21 protein-coding genes, 1 tRNA gene and 1 pseudogene are annotated in these 22261 nt (G+C 52.9%); 16 read left to right on the forward strand and 7 right to left on the reverse strand.

Annotated features, from left to right (window positions below):
* Positions 1–59 precede the first annotated feature (59 nt).
* Both DK510_RS14690 and DK510_RS14695 read right to left on the reverse strand, forming a co-directional pair.
* Positions 60–248, reverse strand: coding sequence for a hypothetical protein (locus DK510_RS14690; RefSeq protein WP_109312739.1), 189 nt, complete (start codon positions 246–248; stop codon positions 60–62).
* A 316-nt stretch (positions 249–564) separates the two neighbouring features.
* The gene (locus tag DK510_RS14695; RefSeq protein ID WP_160116538.1) at positions 565–1353 is read right to left on the reverse strand and encodes a helix-turn-helix transcriptional regulator; all 789 of its coding nucleotides are present in this window, start codon (positions 1351–1353) and stop codon (positions 565–567) included.
* A gap of 558 nt (positions 1354–1911) precedes the next feature.
* Between DK510_RS14695 and DK510_RS14700 the strand changes: the two genes are divergently transcribed.
* The 12 genes from DK510_RS14700 to DK510_RS14760 all read left to right on the forward strand — a co-directional run bounded on the left by DK510_RS14700 (position 1912) and on the right by DK510_RS14760 (position 12614).
* Positions 1912–2088, forward strand: a complete 177-nt coding sequence (locus DK510_RS14700) for a Flp family type IVb pilin (protein ID WP_109312741.1) — start codon at positions 1912–1914, stop codon at positions 2086–2088.
* A gap of 144 nt (positions 2089–2232) precedes the next feature.
* Positions 2233–3192 carry a Flp pilus assembly protein CpaB gene (gene cpaB / locus DK510_RS14705; protein WP_109312742.1) on the forward strand — a complete coding sequence of 320 codons (960 nt, stop codon included), beginning with the start codon at positions 2233–2235 and terminating at the stop codon, positions 3190–3192.
* A gap of 9 nt (positions 3193–3201) precedes the next feature.
* Complete coding sequence (locus DK510_RS14710; protein ID WP_109312743.1) at positions 3202–4737, forward strand: pilus assembly protein TadG-related protein; 1536 nt, start codon at positions 3202–3204, stop codon at positions 4735–4737.
* 14 nt (positions 4738–4751) lie between these two features.
* Positions 4752–5249, forward strand: coding sequence for a TadE/TadG family type IV pilus assembly protein (locus DK510_RS14715; RefSeq protein ID WP_109312744.1), 498 nt, complete (start codon positions 4752–4754; stop codon positions 5247–5249).
* Positions 5246–5893 carry a TadE/TadG family type IV pilus assembly protein gene (locus tag DK510_RS14720; protein ID WP_234999093.1) on the forward strand — a complete coding sequence of 216 codons (648 nt, stop codon included), beginning with the start codon at positions 5246–5248 and terminating at the stop codon, positions 5891–5893. Before DK510_RS14715 ends, DK510_RS14720 begins: the two co-directional genes overlap by 4 nt.
* Positions 5890–7119, forward strand: a complete 1230-nt coding sequence (locus tag DK510_RS14725) for an AAA family ATPase (protein WP_109312745.1) — start codon at positions 5890–5892, stop codon at positions 7117–7119. The genes DK510_RS14720 and DK510_RS14725 overlap by 4 nt, the downstream gene beginning before the upstream one ends.
* Positions 7120–7131: 12 nt before the next feature.
* A complete protein-coding gene (locus DK510_RS14730) occupies positions 7132–8523 on the forward strand; it encodes a CpaF family protein (protein WP_058278683.1) in 1392 nt (463 codons plus the stop codon).
* Positions 8520–9488 carry a type II secretion system F family protein gene (locus DK510_RS14735; RefSeq protein ID WP_160116539.1) on the forward strand — a complete coding sequence of 323 codons (969 nt, stop codon included), beginning with the start codon at positions 8520–8522 and terminating at the stop codon, positions 9486–9488. The genes DK510_RS14730 and DK510_RS14735 overlap by 4 nt, the downstream gene beginning before the upstream one ends.
* A 14-nt stretch (positions 9489–9502) precedes the next feature.
* Positions 9503–10489: a type II secretion system F family protein gene (locus tag DK510_RS14740; protein WP_058278685.1), complete on the forward strand. Its 987-nt coding sequence runs from the start codon at positions 9503–9505 to the stop codon at positions 10487–10489.
* Positions 10490–10907: 418 nt separating this feature from the next.
* Positions 10908–11285, forward strand: coding sequence for a hypothetical protein (locus DK510_RS14750; RefSeq protein WP_160116540.1), 378 nt, complete (start codon positions 10908–10910; stop codon positions 11283–11285).
* A gap of 289 nt (positions 11286–11574) precedes the next feature.
* Entirely contained in the window at positions 11575–11820 is a 246-nt protein-coding gene (locus tag DK510_RS14755; protein ID WP_109312748.1) for a hypothetical protein, read from the forward strand.
* A gap of 74 nt (positions 11821–11894) precedes the next feature.
* Positions 11895–12614 carry a hypothetical protein gene (locus DK510_RS14760; RefSeq protein WP_160116541.1) on the forward strand — a complete coding sequence of 240 codons (720 nt, stop codon included), beginning with the start codon at positions 11895–11897 and terminating at the stop codon, positions 12612–12614.
* 2 nt (positions 12615–12616) lie between these two features.
* On the opposite strand, the gene DK510_RS14765 is transcribed toward DK510_RS14760, so the two are convergent.
* The 5 genes from DK510_RS14765 to DK510_RS14785 all read right to left on the reverse strand — a co-directional run bounded on the left by DK510_RS14765 (position 12617) and on the right by DK510_RS14785 (position 19441).
* Positions 12617–15394, reverse strand: coding sequence for an NACHT domain-containing NTPase (locus tag DK510_RS14765; RefSeq protein ID WP_160116542.1), 2778 nt, complete (start codon positions 15392–15394; stop codon positions 12617–12619).
* 350 nt (positions 15395–15744) lie between these two features.
* Positions 15745–15821, reverse strand: a tRNA-Arg gene (locus DK510_RS14770).
* 64 nt (positions 15822–15885) lie between these two features.
* Positions 15886–17268: an ATP-binding protein gene (locus DK510_RS14775; RefSeq protein WP_109312751.1), complete on the reverse strand. Its 1383-nt coding sequence runs from the start codon at positions 17266–17268 to the stop codon at positions 15886–15888.
* A gap of 18 nt (positions 17269–17286) precedes the next feature.
* Positions 17287–18705, reverse strand: a complete 1419-nt coding sequence (locus tag DK510_RS14780) for an NAD(P)/FAD-dependent oxidoreductase (RefSeq protein ID WP_109312788.1) — start codon at positions 18703–18705, stop codon at positions 17287–17289.
* 4 nt (positions 18706–18709) lie between these two features.
* On the reverse strand, positions 18710–19441 hold the full coding sequence (locus tag DK510_RS14785) for a TVP38/TMEM64 family protein (protein ID WP_109312752.1): 732 nt from the start codon (positions 19439–19441) through the stop codon (positions 18710–18712).
* 296 nt (positions 19442–19737) lie between these two features.
* On the opposite strand from DK510_RS14785, the gene rpmH reads away from it, so the two are divergent.
* The 4 genes and pseudogenes from rpmH (at position 19738) to DK510_RS14805 (ending at position 22253) form a co-directional block, all read left to right on the forward strand.
* A complete protein-coding gene (gene rpmH / locus DK510_RS14790; RefSeq protein WP_005632162.1) occupies positions 19738–19872 on the forward strand; it encodes a 50S ribosomal protein L34 in 135 nt (44 codons plus the stop codon).
* A gap of 25 nt (positions 19873–19897) precedes the next feature.
* Positions 19898–20324: pseudogene (rnpA, locus tag DK510_RS14795) on the forward strand (ribonuclease P protein component).
* A complete protein-coding gene (gene yidD, locus DK510_RS14800; RefSeq protein WP_109312754.1) occupies positions 20321–20560 on the forward strand; it encodes a membrane protein insertion efficiency factor YidD in 240 nt (79 codons plus the stop codon). The pseudogene rnpA and the gene yidD overlap by 4 nt, the downstream one beginning before the upstream one ends.
* Before the next feature lie 76 nt (positions 20561–20636).
* Positions 20637–22253 carry an acyl-CoA dehydrogenase family protein gene (locus DK510_RS14805; RefSeq protein ID WP_109312755.1) on the forward strand — a complete coding sequence of 539 codons (1617 nt, stop codon included), beginning with the start codon at positions 20637–20639 and terminating at the stop codon, positions 22251–22253.
* Positions 22254–22261: the final 8 nt, after the last annotated feature.

Raw genomic sequence — 22261 nt, forward strand, 5'->3', positions numbered from 1 at the left:
ATTGGTGTTTTCCCGGGTAGGATGTGTCCCTGGAAAACTGCAGACGTCTTTATGTAGGGTCAGACGTCCTTTTTTGCTCTTTCAAACTGTTCGCTATTTACGATAGCCGTCAGAGCAATCTCGACAGGCGAGAAACGCCCGCTGCCGGATTTCGTGGTGTTCGACACGCATTTGTGCGCGGTGGAACGTGATGGTTTCATTCGTACAGGAACCGGATCCAAAGCTTTTTCAGTGGCAGACTTAATCATGCTGTTCCCCTTCCAGGGAGCCAAGCGCCCTTAACCGTCTCGGCTCGGTAGAATGAGTATGCGCGATGTTTGTTGAACACTGCGAGAACACATTGTTCATCTTTGGTTAAAGTTGCAGCCGATACGTCAACAATAGTCTAAGTTGCCCTTCGCTGCTCAAATCCCCACTGATGGTTTAAGTAACCCTTGATAGTAGATGAGCAGCAATTGTCGTATTTGGCCTTGCACCATCGCTGTGTAGTTGAACAGACAAAGGAACGTTTTGCCAACCTGTGCGGCTAACTTGGTGCTTTACAGCTATCGCATTCACTAGCCGTCAGCCGATACGTGCTGTTTCAGCATTGTTGGAGCCGCGGTCTGCATCATTTCTTCGATTTAACAAATGCAGCAGTTCAACTTGATTAGAAGCGCCCGTCTTTGAAAAAACTGAACTCAGATGCGACCGAACAGTCGTTGGGCAGACAGTCAGGGCTTCGGAAACCTTTTTGACCGTAAATCCTTCCTTCAACATGGCACAAACCCGAAATTCACACCGGCTCAGGCCTGCTGGATTTTGAGGACCCAGTATCGGAACACGTTTGTTTCCCGAAACCTCCTTAAGATGGTGATTTCGGCCCTTCTCAAAAATCGCGGAAGCTGAACCAGGCGTTCGATTGCTCCAACCGGACGCTAGTGTCGACGCCATTATGGCCAGTAAATCCAAATCAAATTGGGCAGGCTTATGCTGGAAATGCAGCTCGATGTGATCCACATGCCCGCCACTCGTATCAAGCGGAACGATGATCACCTCACCCAAATCCTTTAAATCGCCCTCAAGATGTCGTGGTATTGCTGCTTTGTCTGCAATCAATGCATCCGACAATGTCCAAATTGAACCAGCCTTTGCCGTCGCAAAATTGTCACCCAAAACCAGCTCTGCCTGAGTTTGAGATTGAGAGGGCCAGACTTTACCTTCTTCTCTGCAACACCGAGCAACGTATTTTACTTTTCGGTCCAGCTTAAATGTTCGCGCAATTAATGCAGCGTCTGCATTAACCAACTCTATTAATTTGCTTAACGCTTGTGGAATGGAATTATTACCCGCTAAAGCGTGTATCCATTCCATAACGAATCTGAAGCTGTTTTGCGCCTGGGCGCTTCTGGGAAAACTGACACTCATTACTCTACCAACCAAATCAGCAAACTTTGCTGGTCAAAATTTCTTTCGCAGCCCCCGCCGCAGTTACAAACTTGTTTAGGTCTCATCAGCTCAGCAACTGGTTTTTGAAGCTTCAAATGAAGATGTACAATAAAGCTTGGCGCCGAACTAATTACTAATTATCTGAATTTATTACTAAAATTAAATTTTGTGAAAATTAAACGTCGACATCCGATCGATCCAAAGAACGAGATTTTAGACTACAGTTACCCCTCGAATCACTAAATTGTTTCCAAACATACTGATTCGAATGAATGTTAAGACCTCGTTAATGCAAGGTTTATTTTTGTCATCTTCAGGTAACTAATGAAATTAAAAACACACTTTTAAGGTGTATTTTTCCTATTTTTCGCGGAAGGCGGGAATTTTTATCACGGCTACCGTTATTTCAGAGCCAATGCAAAATGTCTGGCTTGCGTTGCGATAAACGCAACGTGGATTTCAATTTAACCTTTCGGGGGAAACATGACCAAATTTATGAAGAAGTTTGTCAAAGAAGAAAGCGGCGCGGCAATTGTTGAATATGGCCTTGCCCTTTTGGTTGTCGCGTCAATTGCGGTTGGTGCGTTCTCTTATCTTGGCACCACTACAAACACGAACGTGACGGGTGCTTGCGAAGCTCTGGGTAGCGCAACCTGCTGAGCCATTGGTTCCTTGCGATTTGCAGACCACAACAACATTCTGCGCTGTCCCATCCGTATAGCGGCGCAGAATACACCGCCGGGATTTTCGAAATCACATTTGTAGAAGTTTCGAGATTTTTGAGCGTAACTTTTGGAGACAGAGATGCGTATCAGACCAATTATTACAACATTTTTCGGAATTGCGATTGCTTCAGGCTCTGTGTTCCTGGCGAAAGACTACATCCAATTTAACACGACTGCACCCAGTGCTACGACGAACGCCGATCTCGTTGAGATCTACGTTGCGCGCTCAGAGATTGCATTTGGTCAAACAATAGAGAATCATCACGTCACAACTCATCTCTGGCCACGCGAAGCGCTACCTGCAGGGGTTTTTACCGAGTTAGGGGTACTTGTTCCGGATAGTCGCCAAAAGCTGCGTCGCGCAAAGGGGCGGTTCTATCCCGGTGAAGTCATGCTTCTTTCGAAAGTTTCGAATTTCGGAGAGAAGGTCACGCTGGTTCAAAAGCTGGGTGAAAACACGCGCGCGATGGCGATCGAAGTGGATGCCGTGACCGCGGTCGGCGGATTTGTCACTCCGGGTGATTGGGTCGACATCGTTTTGACTCAAGGCGCAAGGATGGATTTGCGCGCTGTTACTATTTTGCAGAATATCCGCGTGATTGGCGTTGACCAGCAATCCGAAGAACTGAGCGATCAACCCGAAATTGCCCGCACGATCACAGTGGAAGTGACACCTCAGCAAGGACAGCGCCTGGCTTTGGCTCAAAAAGCCGGGACCCTGAGCCTCACTCTAAGAACGCTGGACGGTGTCGAGGATGAGCCAATGGAAATGGTTCGCCTGCGCGATCTTTTGCAAGAAGAAGGTCCAGCTGAAGAAGTCGAAACTCAACCGACGGTTAGGTTGAATCGCGGCACGGAATCCGAAGTTGTCATCATCCAGAGGAACTCCCGCGGAGCCGAAGAAGCGACAGAGGCGGAGACGACCCCCCAGACGAAATCCAGCAATCAGACGGATGCCTCGTCCACCCCGATAACTGTCAGCCCAGAGATCAAGCCAAAAGCCCGCTCGATCGAAGTCAGCCAGAACTCTGCACAGTAAGTCTGCGCCATGCATTTTAAAGCCAACATATCATTCTTTGTCAGGGACGAACGCGGCACGGTCGCGATCCTTTGGGGCACAGCATTTGTTGCATTTCTCGGTTTCTTTGCGATCACGCTGGATGTTGGCCGATTGAACTCGACCCACGCAGAGTTTCAGTCCTTCGCGGACCACGTAGCCTTGGCAGCCGCTGGTGAGTTGGACGGACAACCCGACGCTATCACCCGCGCAACCAATGCAGCGGCCAACTTGATCAGTGACAGCCAGACATTTGCCAACGGTCCTTCCACGCTTTCGGGCTCGTCGGATTATACGCTTTTGTTTCACTCCGCGCTGCCGGTTTCGGACCTCACGCCGTTGGGCGCAGATGTCACCACCAACCCACGACAAGCCAAATTTGCGCAGGTCGTGTTAACACCCAAGTCCCTTAGCATGAACCTTGCTTCGGCTTTGGACAGAATGCTTGGTGGAAGCGGCATATCGGCCAGCGTTTCGGCCGAGGCCGTCGCCGGTTACTCCAAAGCGGCCTGCGATATCTCACCTTTGATGTTCTGCCTGCCGCCGGATTGGGAAAATACCCTGACCGTCGGCGATCAAATCTTGCTGCGCAGCGGTGGCAACGGAACCGCCTGGGGACCGGGTAATTTTGGGTTTATCGACCTGGCGACATTTGAAGATGCCTCTGGCGTATGTGCGGACGAAGGCGGGAACAAACTTGCCTGCCTCATCGCAGCGCAAAGCCAGATTACGCAATGCGTGTTGACTAATGGTCTGGATACCGAACCGGGTCAGAAGGTCGGAATCACCAATGCGGCGTTCAATGTCCGCTTTGATATTTTCCGCTCCGTGCTTAATGGTGAGAAAAACAACCCGGACTTTGCACCGGCTCCGAACGTCATCAAAGGGATACAGAAAAAGGGGGGTGGTTCCTGCATTCAGGGTAACGAAGAGGTTACGCCTGACACGGTCGCTCTTGGTCGAGACACTTGCATGGCGGCAGGCACATGCGGTGGCAACAACCGGTTCGGAGACGGCGTCTGGGATCGCGCAGGGTATCTTAACCGGAACCATGACCTTGCAGACGGTATCGCAGACGGAATTGGCAGCGATGCTCACCTTCCGGCTCTTAGCGTAACGGATAGCGTGTTTGCTGGCACAAGATACGGAATGTATCTGCGGGAAATCGCGCACGGCAATAGCAACCCACATTCACCGCCGAACGCAAATTCGATCCTGGACCCTTCGCTTGCGGAAACCGGCCGCCCGATGTGCTCGAACCAAATGTCGACTGACCCGGCCCGTCGTGTCGTAACAGCGGCAGGCATCGATTGTACCCAAAATCCGGTTTCCGGCTCGACCACGGGCGTTCCGGTTACAAAGTTTGTTGCTGTCTTCCTGACAGAACCAGTTGGGGATGATGGCGGCTCGCCACCCAGCTTTGACATCCATGGCGAAGTTGTCGGCTTCCCTGACGTTTCAGGTGTCGGCAGCGGCGGCAATGGGTTCGGCGGTATCTTTCGCGACCTCGTGCAACTGTATCGGTGATAGGACGCAGGATCATGAAAAGCTGCCTCGCAAAACCCTTCAAACGCTTCGCAAAAAAGGATGATGGCGCGATCCTCGTGGAATTTGGCCTGGTCATGCCACTTATGCTGTTGCTGCTGGCGGTCACGTTGGAATCTGCACGCATGATGTGGTCCTACCAATCGGTCATAGCAGGCGTTCGCGACGCCAGTCGCTATCTGTCCAGAGTGACACCCGCAGATATCTGCACCTCTGGAGGCAATGTTGCCGGACTTACTACTACTTTGAAGGGCATCGTCGAGGACGACAAAAATGCCAACAGCCTGTTCCCGCCCAGCATAACGGTCAATTCGGTGACACCCAGTCTGTCCTGTGTATCAGGAACCTATCGGGTCAACCCAGCGCCTGTCGGTACGGTCAGCGCGAACATTACTATTCAATTTCCTTTGGGCGGAATCCTGTCTCTCTTTGGCAACGGGCTGTCTTCGGTGACGACTGACGTTTCGGACACTTCACGGATTTTTGGGCAATGAAAGGTCTGCTTCATATCCACACGCACATGCTTCGCAGAGGGCAGAAAGTTCTTTGGGATCAAAGCGGCGGCGTTCTTGTCGAGTTCGCCATTGTCGTTTCCCTGTTTCTGTTCCTCTTCATGGCGCTACTGGATTTCGGTCGCATGTCCTATAGCATTGCAAATGCTCAGAAAGCCTCGCAACTGGCAGCGCGCATTGCAATCGTTCGACCGCCTGCGTGCCCCGGAGTACCCACGACGCATCAGCGGGGCACCTCTACTTCGTCACCACGGTTTGGCACGTCCTGCAGTGCCTCGGCCGGGGTTTGTACGGATCCTCAAACCCCTTCGTGTTCGGGTGTCGCAATCAATGCTACAGCCTCGGAAGTCTGGGCGCGGATTAGCCCGCTTTTGCCTCCGGATGCCACAATAGACAACTTACAGTTTCATTATGACTTCAACCCCAATCTGGGTTTCTTGGGTGGCCCGTATACTCCCATGGTCTCAGTCGAATTGAACCTTAACGATTTTCAATTCGTTTCACCGTTGGCCGCGCTGGCAAATGCTGCGGGCGCAACTAACAGCACAATATCTTCGACAGTCGGTTACTCAAACTTCAGCGTCTCGCTGCCTGCTGAAGACCTTGCATTAGGAGAGTCAGGATGAGAGATCAGAATGTTTTTACACCGAAATCGCAGGCAATTATGCTTGTTTCGGAAAACGAAGAGATCGCGCAGCTGGTTGCGGATGTCTTTCCCGTAAATGAGGAAAATAAAGTCACCAGGAACGGGGCATCGTTTCAGATGTTGAATGGAACTGCCCTCGATCTTGCATTCAAGCACGATCTGGTGATCTTTGAAATCGACCCTGATGACACAGGGGAGCTCCGCGCTATCGAGGCTGTCCTGACGCACCGCGACGATAACACCTTGTTTGTTGCACTCACTCAGAATGATCTGTCGATCACCAAGGCGCGTGAATTGTACAAGATCGGTATTGATGAGGTTTTGCCGCTGTCGATTGATGGCGAAGGTTTGAAAGCCGCAGTCAGTGAGAAACTAAATGCGCGCGCGGTTTCGCGAACCACTATTTCAGACGGTTCTTCGGCGTTGGGCAAGGTCATACCAGTCGCAAAGGCGCGCGGTGGAATCGGAGCTACAACAGTTGCTGTCAACCTCGCTTGCTCGCTTGTCGGCGGGCGGGGATCTTTTTTCAGGAAGTCCGCAAAAAACCGAGTAGCCCTATTGGATTTTGACCTTCAGTTCGGAAACTCAAATGTTTTTCTAGATCTCGAGGACAACGGCGGGTTCCTTCAACTTATCGAAAACTCTAAGATTCCTGACGATCATTTTCTGTCTTCGATCCTGCAAGAGCATGGGCTTGGCGTCGACGTTCTGTGCGCGCCTACCCCGATGGTGCCCCTACAATCGATGCGGCCTGATCTGATCGAAGGGATGCTGGACCTTCTGCAACAGCGCTATGATTATATTATCATCGACCTTCCCTGCGCTGTCGTTGAATGGGTTGAACCTATTTTCAAACGGGCCACCAAATTGGCTTTGGTTACCGATACTACTGTCCCCTGTGTGCGCCAGGCGCGGCGGTTGATTGAATTCTACCGCGAGGCAAACGTCGGTCTTCCGGTGGAGTTCGTGGTCAACAGAGAGCGGAACACATTGATCAAGCCTTCGCATGTCCGCGGGGCCGAGAAGGTATTGAAGACAAGTCTGAAACACTGGCTGCCCGAGAATTCGAAAGTTGCCAGAAACTCCGTAGATCTTGGACGGCCGATTGTGGACTTGAAGCGGCAAACGGATCTTGGAAAAGCCTTGGCAAAACTGGCCGCTGCGGTCTCGGCTGAAACTCAGCCCGTGGCAACGAAGAAAGCGTAAAAGGAGATCAACGTGTTCAACGAATTTAGATCACGCAAGGTTGCTTCCAAGTCGAATGTGCTGACACTGGATCGACCCATTGACATGCCCACCAAATCCAAGGCGACTCCTGATCCAGTAGATGTCGATCTGCAGGCGCATCTGGAACTCAAAAGCCGCTTGCATGGTGAGCTACTGGACCGGCTCAATCTTTCAGTTATCGATAAGGTTGAACGATCGGAATTGAAGCGCCAGATCGCATCTTTGGTAACCGGTCTGATCGAGGCTGAAAACCTGCACATGCGCTCTGAGGCTTTCACTGCGCTGGTTGATGAGCTTATTCACGAAGTTATGGGTCTGGGGCCATTGGAGCCGTTGCTGGAAGACCCGACTATCAACGATATTCTCGTAAACTCTTTTGATCAGGTTTACGTCGAACGCTTTGGTCTTCTGGAGCTTTCTACTGTTCGCTTCCGCGATGAACGTCACTTGCTGCGGATTATCGACAAGATCGTCAGCAAAGTTGGTCGGCGTATCGATGAGTCTCAGCCCTGGGTTGATGCGCGCTTGGAAGACGGCAGCCGCGTTAACGCAATTATTCGGCCGTGTTCCGTCGATGGACCAGCTTTGTCAATTCGCAAATTCTCCCGCAACCCGCTGACAATAAAAAAGCTTGTTGATCAGAACAGCATGAATGATCAGGCAGCCAAACTCCTTGCGGCCCTTGTCGAAGCAAGGTTGAATATTCTCATTTCAGGCGGCACTGGCACGGGCAAAACAACCATGCTGAACGCTGTATCGTCGTTTATCGATGGCAATCAGCGTATTGTTACTATCGAAGACGCTGCCGAACTTCAGCTTCAGCAAAGCCACGTTGTTCGTCTTGAAACCCGCCCTCCGAATGCTGAAGGGCAAGGTGTAATCACCCAACGTGACCTAGTTCGCAATGCCCTGAGGATGCGGCCTGACCGCATCATCGTAGGAGAAGTTCGTGGGTCAGAGTGTTTTGACATGCTTCAAGCCATGAATACGGGCCATGACGGGTCTATGACTACCGTTCACGCAAACTCGGCGCGTGATTCACTAAGCCGGGTTGAGCAGATGGTAACAATGCTTGGCACTGACTTGCCGATGAAAACCATCCGATCACAGATTGCTTCGGCGATACAGATTGTACTCCAGCTCAGCCGCCTTAGCGACGGCTCCCGCAGAGTCGTCAGCATTTCGGAAATTACCGGCATGGAAGATGACACAATCACCATGCAGGACATTTTTGTTTTCAAACGTCGCGGCAAGTCGGAGGACGGGCAGATTCTTGGGGAATTCCTGCCTACGGGTATTCGGCCAAAATGCTTCGATCAGTTGGTTGCCGCAGGGGTCAACGTAGATACCAACATGTTTATTCGTGGGGCTATGTCGTTATGATTGACCTGCAACCGAACACCCTGAACATTCTGTTCTACATTTCGATTTTCCTTGGAATTCTTCTTGCATACGAAGGATTACAGCAGCTTTTCCTGCGCAAGGAATCCCTCAGCGAGGCCAGAAACCGGCGCATGAAGCTGATCCAGGGGGGCGCCTCGACCGATCAGGTTCTGCAATTGTTACGCGACCCTGCAATGATGGCTCCTGGCGAAAAACCCAGTTTGATCGCGCGCTTTCGCCGTCTGCTTGTCCAAGCCGGGCTGACGATCAATCCGATCTGGATAGTCCTTACAGCCACTTGTGTAGCCCTAGCGGCCTTCGTTGCAATATCCCGGCTCCTAGCCCCGGAAATTGCCGCAGTTCTTAGCGGCTTTCTGGCCGTTATTCTCCCGGTGCTGGTACTGATCGCCATGAAGGATGCCCGATCCAGGAAACTGACAAAACAGTTGCCGGATGCATTGGACCTTATGGCCCGTGGCCTGAAGGTCGGACACCCGGTGGCTGTAACGGTCGGGAATGTGGCATCGGATCTTCCGGATCCGATAGGTTCCGAGTTTGGCATTATTCAAGACCAAATTAACTACGGCGACGACGTCGCAACGGCGTTTCAGGATTTCTCGAAACGTGTCGGAACAGAGGACGCAAACTATCTTGCGGTCAGCATCGGTATTCAGCACGGAACCGGCGGCAACCTTGCACGTGTCCTAAGCATTTTGTCCCAAGTCATCCGCGACCGGCAAACCATGCAAAAAAAGATCAAGGCAATCTCTGCCGAGGGCCGTCTTAGCAGCCTTATTCTTACGGTCTTGCCGGTGTTCATCTACTTCTCAATCGAGATGTCCACACCTACGTTCTACGGCGATGTGCGAAATGATCCGCTATTTCCCTATTTCGCGTGTGCGATCATCGGCCTGACAATTGCTCAAGGGCTTATTCTGAAACGGCTCGTAAAGTTCAAATTCTGAGAGGGAGCGGAAAAATGGAATTTATTCAAGGTTTTCTGAACAGCCAAGATCTTCCCCTTCAGTATCTCGTGCTGGGCGGGATCGCCGTAAGCGTATTCTTTGTAATCCTCGGGATTTCCGGCATGACCGCAACTGATGACACGGCTGCACGCCGGATGCGGGTCGGATCAATTTCTCGGGGGCATGGCGCAGATTTCGACCTCATCCAGGGGGATAACAGCGACCCGCACGGTCTTCTAAAGGCTTTTGTGCCCTCGTCGAAACGTGAGCGTTCCAGAATTGGCAGAATGCTTAAGCAGGCTGGTATTCAGCGCAAACACGCCATCCGCACTTTCTATTTGTTTCGTGTGGTTATGGGGTTCGTGCTACCGGCCGCTTTCGTTACGGCGTTGGCTTTACCGTTAGAAATTCAGGTTCAGCTTGGTATTGCCAGTCTTTTGCAGAGCATCTCCTGGGTAAATGCATTGCAGATTGTCACCGCGCTGATGGTAGTCGGATTCTACGGCCCTGCTCTGTGGCTGCGGTACCGTATTAGAAAGCGCCGTCAGGCCATTGAACACAGTCTTCCAAATGCGCTGGACCTGTTGCAAGTAGCGATAGAGGCAGGATTAGGATTTGACGCCGCGATGGTGCGTGTGTCGCATGAAATGGCGCACGCAGCACCGGAAATTTCGCAAGAATTCACGATACTCCAACTGGAACTGCAAGCTGGCAAAGAGCGCCAAGCCGCCTTTATGGACATGGCGGAACGCGTCGGCATTGATGAGGTAAACTCTTTCGCGAACGCCTTCCTGCAATCCAACCAATACGGTACCAGCATTTCTGCTTCTCTACGGAGGTTTGCCACCGACATGCGTGTGGATCGCGAACTTCGGGCACAGGAAAAGGCCAACAAACTACCAGTGCAGATGTCAGCTGTTATGGCCATGTGTATGATGCCCGTTCTTCTGCTGATCTGCCTTTCACCGATGGTGATCCGATGGATCAACATGTTTGGGTGAAAGCGAGGAAGACAACAGTTAGAAGTTTGACGTCAATCCGGGCGCTGCCGGTCCGTCACAGAGCCCGGAGTTCTCCAACCCATGGATGTTCGACGCCTCGGCAACAAACCGCGAACGTCGTTGAACGGGTGTTATGTGAAGCGATCTCTGGTTGTATCATCGCCGATCTGGGTCCTTATCACTCCAGTGTCCCAATTCATAAATAACCTGTTTTTTCATACGACGTATAAAAGCAAGGTAGTTTATCACCTGATCAACCTCATCCATGTCTCCGGTGGCATAGGTGACTGCAATCATCTTGAACTGAGCCTCTGGATCCTCCGCTACTTTTTCGTCACACCGATAATGTCCGCTAAGCTCCACGGCACAAGCAGCGTACATGCATCTCAAAGTCCGATGTCGCTATGAAGGCAAGAGATTGAATTTCAATAACAACGGCATTGTCGCGCTGTCCACCCGGACACTAGCAGCAGAAATGGGTGTTGCCGCTAAGACAGCAGCCACAGCATTGGCAGACTTGCAGGCCAAGGGGTGGATCGTATGCACCCAACGACACAAAAAGGGCATCGAAGGCAATGCACTGTCACCGGAATGGCGATTGACGATGCTGCCGACCGAACATCTTGGCAAACCCAAAGCACCAACATACGACCCGAGATTTTGGGAGAAGGGCAAAGACTACGAAGTTATTGAATACAAAAGCAGTAAACGGCCCGGTCACGCTCGCGGGGACGCTACTCGGTTCCGGAGCGCGAATACTGAAGCGTCCAATGTGCTTAGGTTTCGAGGCGAGTAATTCAGAAACCTGCTGCTAAGTCTGCTGCACCCTTGCCGCAAAGTTTGCAGCAGAAATTCCAAGGCACGAGCCAACCTGCTGCAATGTCTGCACCAAGAACCGCCCAATTTCACACACTCCCTGCTGCTGAGTTTGCCGCACATCTAATCACCAGCTCTTACACACCGCTCGCGCCCTGCACTGCCATCATTGAATTAACATCCAAACGGGAAAACCTGTCAGAGAAAGCGCCCGATTTGCACCCGGGTTCAAAGTTCCATCAAAGCGACCAACAAATTTGGAGAAAACCATGAATGTCATGATAGCACTTGCCACAGTATTGTATTTGCTGGTCGGCCATACCGCATACAGCAAGATTATCATTCCAAGCACATATCGCGAAGCTCTCGGCGGCGATGAAGACGCGATATTGTCGCTTATCCATCGGAATGAAAAATCGTTGGTCCGCTACCTGACATATGTGGGTTGGTTGTTGTTCTATCCGGCGTTCTTAGCCTTAGGCTGGATCATCGCCCGTTTGGACTTCGACATTTGAACCCGGGTGCAATTCTGAGCGCTGCACAAAGGCTAAATGCAATCTGAAACGCACTGGCCACCGAGAGAAACGAAATGGGTAAAACAAACCAAGAACGAGACCCAACCTCAGGTCAAATTCCTCACAGGAAAACACCAAAGGGCGGTTTCACAGAAGGTCGGCGGATGCAGCATGTACACAAGCAAATACAACGCTCCGTCATGCAGTATCCGGAACGGTCACCGGAAGCGTTAGACCGCATAGACAGAGAAATCGAAGCAGCCGTTCGGGAAGATCGCCAAATTCGCTTGGACCACGCATTTCCCCACCCTGCCGCTCACCCCAGACGGATGGCCACAAGTTTTTCGCGTATAGTTTTGAACCCGGGTGCAAGCGGCATTGAACCAGTATCCGAAGAAGACACTGCGAAGGTAGAATTCCATGACGTCGAATACGTCACCGAGTTTAGGTTGGTTGTTGTCCACCGCATGTCGCTATGGGGTGCACCTCTTGGGCAAATCGGAGCGCTACTAGGAATATCCGCCAGACACGCCCAACGCCTCTTTGACAAACTGACAGATCGCCTTTTGTCGGAAGCAAAACAATCTGATATCGCGGCATCGGTTGGCGAGACACTGGCGTTTTATCATGCGGTCAGAAGCGAGTGCATGCGGATTGCGGCGATGAGCACAGACGCTTCAATTCAACTAAATGCAATGGAAATAGCTCTAACGGCGGAAGCGGATAAACACCGCTTTTTGCAGGCCTGTGGCTTCTACGACCATGCAAGATACGTCCCACAAACAGTACCCTGAGTTTAGTCTAAACCATTTCCTAGTTCAGCTGCAGGGTAAAGAAAACGTTCATAATCTGTTGTGTCTTTATGTTCAGCCGAAAACTGCACCTGCCCACGACTCAAAGATGTCAAAGCTAGGCGAAGTTCTCCAAGTCGAGATTTTGGGAACTCGCCAGATCTCTCCCAATGAGCGTTTAAGAATGCAAACACCACTCTTGGCAACTTATCATCAGTAAGAAAGTTGGAAGATACAGCGGCCATAGAAATAGGAAGCGCTATTGCAAAAATGCTGAAAGGATGGGTTTCTAAGGCATCACGAAGATTACCAATAAGATCACGGCTCTGAATTTCAAAGAAACCAATACCCACAATCAACAAGATCCAGAATACCACCACTGGCCCGGTAAGCAGAAAAGCCATCCGAGTGAGCCTCTCCATTGCCCGCAAACGTTCAGACTGTGTTTTTACACGGGCAAACTGCCTGCGGAACACTTCTTCACTGCTTTTTGACTTCCTTCTAAAAGCGAGGCGTATGAACTGATGTGCAAAGATTAACTGAGCCACATACAACCTTAATAGGAATCTCTGCCATGGAGTTGCGACAGCCTGCATGTTCGGCCCCACACACTCCGTCAAATAAACCACAGAATTCGGCTCGCTGATTAACCTAGTACTGAGATTCGCTTCTGAGGAACACTTGTCCAGCAACTGACCTGCACCTTTTACTGCAGAGTTGCTTTTTATTGCGACGGCCTTCGCAATTAGGAATTCAAAAAACTGCTTGTGGGGGAAACGCAAGTTACTTGATCCACCAGCCGGATCTGGCACTAACAAACCTGAACTGCAAATTTCCTCAGCGATTGCTTCAATGCGTTCTGCTGTGCTTTCATTTTTGTACCGCTTGTCGAAATCAATCATCCCCTCCGCAATTTCAGCGGAGACACCAAGCGACTTGGAAAGTGCAAGCAAGTGGTCATAGATTTCCCTAATCATTTCCGTAATTTCAGAACGAGGAATAGTGTTCTTTAATCTGAGGCCAGACATCCGCCATGCCACACAGATAGTTAGGAATTCCCGAATTTGCTTAGGAAGCACGAGGTATCTTGACCCGGTAGGTGCATCAAGCTTCTTCTGATCTCGCTCTAGCTCGGCTTCTTTTCTGGCGAAAACAGCTTGAATGTACTTCTCGATCAAAGCTGCGCCCGTGAGTTGGTTGCCACCAGCCTGCAAGTCTTCAATTTCGTTCCATATGGTGGCGACGACAGGAAGCATTGAGGGGCGTGATACGATGTCCAAGAAATCGCGATTTTTTTCAACTGCCCCTACAATTCCATTGGCAACTGCCGGGTCATAATTTCGACAGGCCTCTGAAATCTGCGGTGCAGTAAGTTTTTCAAGTTTCCAGATGTCCGTGTACAAGTCGCCGCCTAGTTTGCGGGCTTCTTGATTGCGAAGTGTTCGGTTAGCTTCTGCTTGATCCAAAAAGAAGTTGGGGCGTCCGGTAAACAGGACTTTCGTACCGGGGAATGCAAACTTCCAAAGTGCGTTGAAATGTTGGTGTCTGTAGTACGCTTGACCTGAATTGCGAAGTTCATCAAAGCCTTCAAAAATCACGACCGCGTCGCCTGACTTAATGAGGTTGTGAACTTGTCTTGGAGATAGCCCGTATCGTGTGCACCAATTAGAGAGGAAGCCAAGCGGGTCCGTTTCAGATGGGCTTTGTCCACGTAGTTCAATGAGCAAAGGCACACGTTCATTTAGTTCTTGTGTCTCGACAAAGCGCTTAGCCCAGTCGTAACAAAACTTGAGCAAGGCAGTGCTCTTGCCCTGTCCATACTCGCCTGTGATGGCTATTTGTTTTCCTGATGTATCGTTAAGCCAAGTCGCAATTTTCTCGGCCAGAGCTTCTGGCTGACTATCGTCATTGTTGCTAAGTACATTGAGTTCAACGTAAGAGTTTTTGAGTGTGGCAGTTGTCCCACCAACTTGTGTTTCCTCAAATGCTTCAATTATCAATCTGGCGTAATTGACAAGCTCCAGGTTCATCAAGATTAGTTCTCTCGAAGACAAAACGCGAATTGATTGCCTGCATATTTCCAGAGTGCCCAACTTTTCCTCTCGTCGACTGTCGGACATGTAGAGCGCATAAAGGCTGAAGTCTTCGATCGAACCGTACCGTTGCATTAACGATTCAAGTCTATTTTCCAAAGACCTTGTATTAGGTTTACTATCGCAAATGAGTACAAGAGCTTCTTCGGTATCGTGATCACGTAAACCTAGAATTTTGCCGACCCATAGCCTGCCCTCCTCTCTCCATCCGTCGTCAGGAATGTGTATTCCATTTCTCAATGCTTCCACGAACATATCTCTCAATAGAATACTGGTTGGCACCGGTGCAGGAGGTTCAGAGACTTTCTCTTTCCAATTCGCCACGGCGTCGCTAGCCAATGGATCAGGCTGCCCACGATAAAAGAGTTTTGTTTGCTCGATGAACAAGGCCGCTATGCTGTTGTCGAGGTACTTTTCAGCTAAGTCGGTTTCTGAAACCCGTTGCGGCGCTTCCCAATTTATTACCGCGGTGGACCCAAAACGATAGATAGAGAAAATCGCTACTATTGAAAGTAAGAGAGCAAGATAAGAAGGTGCGCTACTTTCAATAGGCACCAAACCTATTGCCTCTGATGCTTTTGACACAATTGCCGTTGGTAAACTCGAAGACATTGCGGACAGACCTAATAAAAGACAGGTCAGCATCGTTGAAACGACCGTAAAGGCAAAACGCGCCTTGGATGCTCGCATGCGCCACCGCATCCAAAGAACCAAAAACACACACGCAATGAACAGGGACAATACAACGAAAAGTATGATCGGCATTCTCAATCGGTCCAACTCAAAGTTTCGTGGCAACTATCGCTAGTAGTTGATTGAGTTCAACCTAAGCTTTTATCCAAAACTTACTTTGACTCCCAAAGATTGTATGGAAAACCTAAATCTTATCTCGGGCATGGTTCGATCGTGTTCAGCCAAGATCAAGCAAAGAAGTTTGAATTGCAGGACAAACGGCGAAAGAAACATCCAACTCAAAAGGTGGGTAAGTTGGTGGGTAGCTGGACTAAACCGTCATTTTATCTAATAAAATCAGATATAAATGGCGGACCGAGGAGGATTCGAACCCCCGACCCCTTGATTCGTAGTCAAGTACTCTATCCAGCTGAGCTATCGGTCCGCGTTGGTGAGGCGGTATTTAGACCCGGTGTTCGGGACACGCAAGTCGATTCTTCAAAAAGTTTTCAAAAAGTCCCATCGCCCCGCGGAAGCCTGATTTCAAAGGTTGTCCCCTCGGGCCCGGTATGCGCCAGTATCAGGTCTCCGCCATGCCCACGCACCAGCTCCTGCGCGATGGCAAGCCCTAGCCCAGAGCCTCCCTTACGCACCCCTCCCTGAAATGGAGTGAACAGGTTCTCACGTGCTTTGGGCGGTAATCCGGGGCCGTCATCCCTGATCTCGACGCACCAGTCGTCTTTATATTCGCAGCCGGCGATCGTGATGTTTCCCGGCTTCCCGGATGCCACCAAGGCCTGGCGCGCATTGCGCACAAGGTTCATCATGACACGGAATATCTGCTCTGGGTCGGCCCGGGCCACAAGGTCTTTGGGCACGTCGTTCACGATCTCGACGCAGGCATCTGCAACAGCCAGCTGTTCGCTGGCGACGACATCTGCGGCGACATCTTGCATGCGCACCATGGTCAGTGTCGGCGCAGGTTCTTCTGCGCGTCCGAAGGCCAACGTGCTTTCGCACAACGACACTGCCCGTGTGATCGAGTTCACCAGCTTGGGCGCCATGCGTCGCACCAAGGGATCATCGCTGGTCTCAATCCGGTCGGTGAAGAGCTGTGCCGAAGTCAGTATGTTCCGCAAATCGTGGCTGACCTTGGCCACCGCGCCGCCCAGTTGCGCCAGCCGTTCACGTTGCTTCAAGGCCTGCGTCAGCTCGGTCTGCAATTGCTGCAGCGCCTCCTCGGCCTCGCGAAGTTCGGTCACTTTGGAGTTGGGCGAGATGATTCCTCGTGCGTCTTCGGGTGCCCCTGCATAGCGCTGCATATAACCAACAACACTTTTGATCGGTTTCACCAAAACGACGCGCACGGCCAAAAACAAAAAGAACGCGGTGATGATGGAAATTACGAAGGACAGCCCCAGAATGCGCAGGCCGTAATCCGTCATCGCCATTCTCAGCGGCATGCTTTCTATGGTGACTTCAATCAGCAGACCTGCCCCTTTGACGGGTTCGCCAATAACGCGGATGACTTCGTTCTCAGTAGTGAACAATCGCGCCAGCGCGTCGCGGATCAACACCCAGGGCCCTGCGTCGCGCAGATCGTAGGTCTTGGTGATCTGTTCCGGAATCGGCGAAGACAGCATAAGCTGGCGCACCTCATCGCGGCGCAGCACGACGTTATAGACACCCGCGTTGGCCAGCAGTTCGGCCTCAAGGTCTTCGGCCAGCATATCGTCAGCCAGCAGCGCCAAGGACGCGATCTGCGCGCGCTCAAGCCGGTTCAGCAGGAAGTCTTCGCGAAAGCGCGCGATTGAAGGAACAAAGATCAAAATCTCGGCCAACATCACGAAGACTGTCGTCAGGATCAGAAATCGGCCCGACAGCGAATTCAATCTGCTCTCCCTTCTTGGCTAGGGCATCCAGCGTTGGACGAACCTGACCACTTGTTTAACCATCTGATTCTCAAACAGCCTTGGCGAGAAATAGGCACCCGCCACCCGTTTGTTAAGCTCTCCGATCGTCGGATAGGGCGAAACCATCGCAGCGATCTGACCCATCTTCAGGTTATTGGCCAACGCAAGCGACCACAAGTTGATCAGCTCTCCGGCCTGATGCCCTACGATTGTGGCCCCCACAGGCCGACCCTTTACGACCATGACCTTAATGAACCCTTTGGTTTTCCGCTCAGAGATTGCCCGGTCGTTATGGTGATAGTCAAAGCGCGCGATTTCGACCTTGTCACCATGTTGTTCACGAGCCTGAGCCTCGTTCAGGCCCACCTGCGCCAATTCCGGGTCGGTGTAGGTCGCCCAAGGGATATGTGCGGTTTTTGCCTTCGAGGGCAGGCCAAACAACGCAGAACGGATAATGATCCCTGCGTGATATCCAGCGACATGAGTGAATTGCAGACCACCAGCGACGTCGCCAATGGCGTAAACTCTGCGATTCGTCGTGCGCAGCGCGTCATCGACCTTGATCCCGTTGCGGGTTGGTTCAATCCCGGCAGCCTTTAAGTTCAAACGGTCTGTGTTGGCCTTACGCCCGGCGGCCAACAACAAATGAGACCCCGAATAGATCTCACCCGCCTCGGTCACAATTTCTATGGCCCCTTTGTTGTCGCGAATCTGGGCGACCATAGCCTGTTCATGAATAACCACACCTTCGGCGCGCAAGCTGTTCAGAACGACCGCGGCGGCCTCGGGGTCATCCTTGCCCAGCGCCTTCAGGCCTTCGACAACCGTGACCTTACAGCCCAGTCGGACATGCGCTTGCGCCATCTCCATCCCGATCGGTCCGCCACCAATAATCAAAAGATGTTCAGGCTTGTCGCGCAGGTCAAAGATCGTCTCATTGGTATAGAATGGCACCTGATCCAATCCCGGAATCGGAGGCACCAAAGGCGAAGAGCCCGTCGCGATCACTATGCGCCGTGCGGTGATCATGTTGTCGCCCGCCTGCACCTGTGTCGGAGAGACGAAGCTGCCGAATTCCCGGATCACATTTACGCCGAAACCTTCAAACCGTTCCTGACTGTCCATCGGCTCGATCTGAGCGATAACATCGTGAACGTGGTCTTTGGCGGCGGCGTAGTCGGCCTGCGGCACCATGTCAGCCACGCCCAGCGCGGCAGAATGTGCCTGACCGTATGCTGCCTTGCCGCTGGCAATCAGAGCCTTGGAAGGGACGCAGCCGAAGTTGAGGCAATCGCCACCCATCTTGTGACCTTCCAGCAGAATCACATTGGCCCCCATCTGGCTGGCGCCAGCAGCGACTGACAGCCCCCCGGACCCGGCGCCAATCACCAGGATGTCGGTTTTCAATTCTTGCATGATTTCAGCGGTCCTTTCGGCCACGCAGAGATTTGATGACAATTGGCAGCGTGGCCAGCACACACAAGCCGATGATCGGGCCAATCACAAATGGTTCCCATAACAGCGATACATCAGGTGTTTCGCCCCGATCGAACACACCACCCAGCCCGACACCGATCCATGTGTAGACAATTCCGCCCGGGATAATGCCTAGCGCGGTGGTGATCAGGAAGTTGCGGAACCTCACGCCAACCAGCGCAGGCACCAAGTTGGCCACAAAAAACGGCACAACGGGAACAAGACGCAATAGAAACAACACCGATATCTCATTCTCGCGTAGCCCGTCTTTCAGCTTCTTGATCGTCCCTTCCGAGGACTCAAGCCGTTTGGTCAGGGATTCGCCCAACCCCCAGCGTGCCGCCAGAAAGATAGCAGAGGCTCCGATGGTTGCCGCAAACACGTTGAACATGGTTCCGGCGAACAGGCCAAAAAGAAACCCGCCGGTCATTGACGCCACTGCGGCACCCGGCAGCGAAAACGCGACGATGACAATGTAAATGCCAACGAAAGCTGCAGCCATTGCCCAATAGTTGGCGTCGCGCCAGGTCAATAGCGCCTCACGATTGTCGCGCAGCGTCTCAAAAGTCAGGTAGTCGCCCAGTGTGAAGAACCCCACCGCAGCGACGGCGAGAATCACCAGCAATGGAATATGCCGCGCCAACCCATTGCGCGGTGCCTGAGTCGTTTCGCTCATAAGGCTGTCCGGTTTCTTACGTTTCATTCTGCCCCCAACATGCGCTGCTTGCGCCCTACGCAACAGGGGGCTCACGCTGCCTTGATGTTTTTGGTAAGGAATGTGAGGGTTTGGGGCGATAATCCCGCTGTTTTGAAACGTTTTGTCCGACCCGACTACAGAATTGTTGCAAAAGCCACGAAAACCCCCACCTAGGGGTTTGACTTACCCCCCACTACCCAGTAGAGGACGGGCTTCGAACACCACGGGCAGGCGAATCCGCGCTGCACCCGACCGCATAGATTGGAGACGGAGCGATGAAACGCACCTATCAGCCTTCGAACCTGGTTCGCAAACGCCGCCACGGTTTCCGCGCGCGCATGGCCACTAAGGCCGGTCGCAAAATCCTGAATTCGCGCCGCGCACGCGGCCGCAAGTCGCTGAGCGCGTAAACCGCTCACCGATCAGGTTATGAACATGACGCCGCCGGAGGCCCCTCGTGGATGGTAAGAACCAGCCCGGGGAAACGCCCCCGGCGGCGTCCGTTTGCGCGCCGGAAATTTTGACCGTTCTCAGGAAACGATCTGATTTCCTTAAGGCAGCGCGTGCCCGCAGGCAGGGCACATCCTCGATGATGGTGCAGGCTCGCAAACGTGCCCCGGACGAGGCGACCGGAATTCGGGTAGGCTTTACCTGTTCCAAAAAGGTTGGCAATGCCGTAGCACGCAACCGCGCCAAACGCAGGTTGCGCGAGGCCGCGCGGGCTGTTCTGCCTGTCAATGGCCATGACGGGTGGGATTACGTCCTGATTGGTCGGGCCGAAACCACAGCCGCGAGACCCTATGAGGCACTTCTGGACGATCTGCGCTATGCGCTTCGCAAAGTGCACAGCGGGCGGAAATGACCCTCTTCTCTCATATCGTGGCACTGCCTATCAGGGCCTATCGACTGGTCTTCAGTCCCTGGGTTGGCTTCAATTGCCGATACCAGCCCACCTGCTCGGCCTATGCGCTGGAAGCACTGGAAAAGCACGGGGCCATCAAGGGAAGCTGGCTGGCTGCACGGCGGATTGGCCGATGCCACCCCTGGGGCGGCGATGGGTACGACCCCGTACCCAACCGCAAGGAAGACGACAGCTGATCTTTATGACCCTCCGTCAGCCTTGACCCATTCGGACATGCGCTGAACACTTGAACCCGTACTGCCCGAGGTTCAGATGACATCCGACGCCCGCCATTCCCTTCCGACACATGACGTATTGAATCAGCCGCCTGTGCGCGGGGATTCTAACCTCTGGTCTTCAGATCCTGTTCTGCGAAACGCCGTGCATTTCACGGGCGGTCGCGAAGCGCCTTTGGCGGCTTACGGGGAAACGTTGGGACGGGTGGAAACCCGTGAGCTGGGGCGTGAGACCAATAGGCACGTCCCCGAACTTCGATTGTTCGATCAGGGCGGTAGGCGCCTGGACGAGGTACGGTTTCACCCCGCCTATCATGAGATGATGCAGATCAGCCAATCTGCCGGCTATGCGGCCTTGGCCTGGGACGGTCAGTCGGGCGGCCACACGACCCACGCCGCGATGATGTATCTGGCCAGCCAGGTTGAGCCCGGCCATTGCTGCCCATTGACCATGACCTATGCGGCGATCCCGGCCCTTGGGGCCAATGAACAGATCGCCTCCGAGTGGCGGCCTAAGCTCATGGCGCGCAGCTATGATCCGAAGACTAAACCGGTCGAACAAAAATCCAGCGCCACATTGGGCATGGCAATGACCGAAAAGCAGGGCGGCTCGGACGTGCGCGCCAATACCACCATCGCTACTCGAGACGGCGAGCACTGGCGTCTGCGCGGGCACAAGTGGTTCTGCTCGGCCCCGATGTCGGACGGATTTCTGACGCTGGCACAGGCGCCCGGTGGGCTGACCTGTTTTCTCGTCCCACGCTGGCTGGACGGTGACCGCAACGCCATTCACCTGATGCGACTAAAAGACAAGCTGGGGAACAAATCCAACGCCTCGTCCGAAATCGAATATCACGATGCACTGGCTTACCAATTAGGCGACGAAGGCGCGGGTGTTCGGACAATTATCGAGATGGTCCATCACACCCGGCTGGATACGGCCGTCGCCCCGGCAGGCCTGATGCGCGCAGCCCTCAGCGAAGCGCATCATTGGGTCGCCCACCGCAGCGCTTTTCAGCGCCGGTTGATCGACCAACCTCTGATGCGCGCTGTTCTGGCGGATCTCGTGTTGGACTGGGAGGGCGCGTTGACGCTGGGGATGCGCGTCGCGCAAGCCTTCGACGGCCAGTCACCCGAAGACAAGGCCTTTGCCCGTATCGGTGTCGCCCTGGCCAAGTTCCTGAGTAACAAGCGGTGCCCGGCCGTAGTCGTTGAGGCAATGGAGGTGCTGGGTGGCATGGGCTATGTCGAAGACACGCCCCTGCCCCTACTGTATCGCGAAGCCCCGCTGAACGGTATTTGGGAGGGGTCGGGCAATGTGATCTGTCTCGACATTCTGCGCAGCCTTTCTCGCGACCCGCTGGCCGCTGAGGTCCTGCAGGCCGAACTGGATATAGCAACGGGTGTCGACCACGGCTTTGACGCCGCGCTCAAGGAGCATCGTGATCGGTGGCCCGGGCTGCCGCCTGAGAGTGAAGCCCGTTGGTTTGCCGAACGTACAGCATTGCTGCTGACAGCCGCTCAGCTATTGCGTCGCGCACCCGCGGCCGTTGCAGATGGGTTCATCGCCACAAGGCTTTTAGGCAACAGCGGCCGCATCCCCGGATCCGTGTCCGGGCTGGATTCGGACGCCTTGCTGGCACGCCTGGGCTGACCCGGCCA

Source organism: Ruegeria sp. AU67 (genome assembly GCF_900312795.1).
GTDB lineage: Bacteria > Pseudomonadota > Alphaproteobacteria > Rhodobacterales > Rhodobacteraceae > Ruegeria > Ruegeria atlantica.

Coding starts and splice junctions, on each gene's coding strand:
- DK510_RS14700 (WP_109312741.1), top strand. CDS start 1,912: ATGACCAAATTTATGAAGAAGTTTGTCAAAGAAGAAAGCGGCGCGGCA.
- DK510_RS14710 (WP_109312743.1), top strand. CDS start 3,202: ATGCATTTTAAAGCCAACATATCATTCTTTGTCAGGGACGAACGCGGC.
- DK510_RS14760 (WP_160116541.1), top strand. CDS start 11,895: ATGGGTAAAACAAACCAAGAACGAGACCCAACCTCAGGTCAAATTCCT.
- DK510_RS14690 (WP_109312739.1), bottom strand. CDS start 248: ATGATTAAGTCTGCCACTGAAAAAGCTTTGGATCCGGTTCCTGTACGA.
- DK510_RS14805 (WP_109312755.1), top strand. CDS start 20,637: ATGACATCCGACGCCCGCCATTCCCTTCCGACACATGACGTATTGAAT.
- DK510_RS14695 (WP_160116538.1), bottom strand. CDS start 1,353: ATGGAATGGATACACGCTTTAGCGGGTAATAATTCCATTCCACAAGCG.
- DK510_RS14720 (WP_234999093.1), top strand. CDS start 5,246: ATGAAAGGTCTGCTTCATATCCACACGCACATGCTTCGCAGAGGGCAG.
- DK510_RS14725 (WP_109312745.1), top strand. CDS start 5,890: ATGAGAGATCAGAATGTTTTTACACCGAAATCGCAGGCAATTATGCTT.
- DK510_RS14765 (WP_160116542.1), bottom strand. CDS start 15,394: ATGCGAGCATCCAAGGCGCGTTTTGCCTTTACGGTCGTTTCAACGATG.
- DK510_RS14755 (WP_109312748.1), top strand. CDS start 11,575: ATGAATGTCATGATAGCACTTGCCACAGTATTGTATTTGCTGGTCGGC.
- rpmH (WP_005632162.1), top strand. CDS start 19,738: ATGAAACGCACCTATCAGCCTTCGAACCTGGTTCGCAAACGCCGCCAC.
- yidD (WP_109312754.1), top strand. CDS start 20,321: ATGACCCTCTTCTCTCATATCGTGGCACTGCCTATCAGGGCCTATCGA.
- DK510_RS14715 (WP_109312744.1), top strand. CDS start 4,752: ATGAAAAGCTGCCTCGCAAAACCCTTCAAACGCTTCGCAAAAAAGGAT.
- DK510_RS14785 (WP_109312752.1), bottom strand. CDS start 19,441: ATGAGCGAAACGACTCAGGCACCGCGCAATGGGTTGGCGCGGCATATT.
- DK510_RS14740 (WP_058278685.1), top strand. CDS start 9,503: ATGGAATTTATTCAAGGTTTTCTGAACAGCCAAGATCTTCCCCTTCAG.
- DK510_RS14735 (WP_160116539.1), top strand. CDS start 8,520: ATGATTGACCTGCAACCGAACACCCTGAACATTCTGTTCTACATTTCG.
- cpaB (WP_109312742.1), top strand. CDS start 2,233: ATGCGTATCAGACCAATTATTACAACATTTTTCGGAATTGCGATTGCT.
- DK510_RS14780 (WP_109312788.1), bottom strand. CDS start 18,705: ATGCAAGAATTGAAAACCGACATCCTGGTGATTGGCGCCGGGTCCGGG.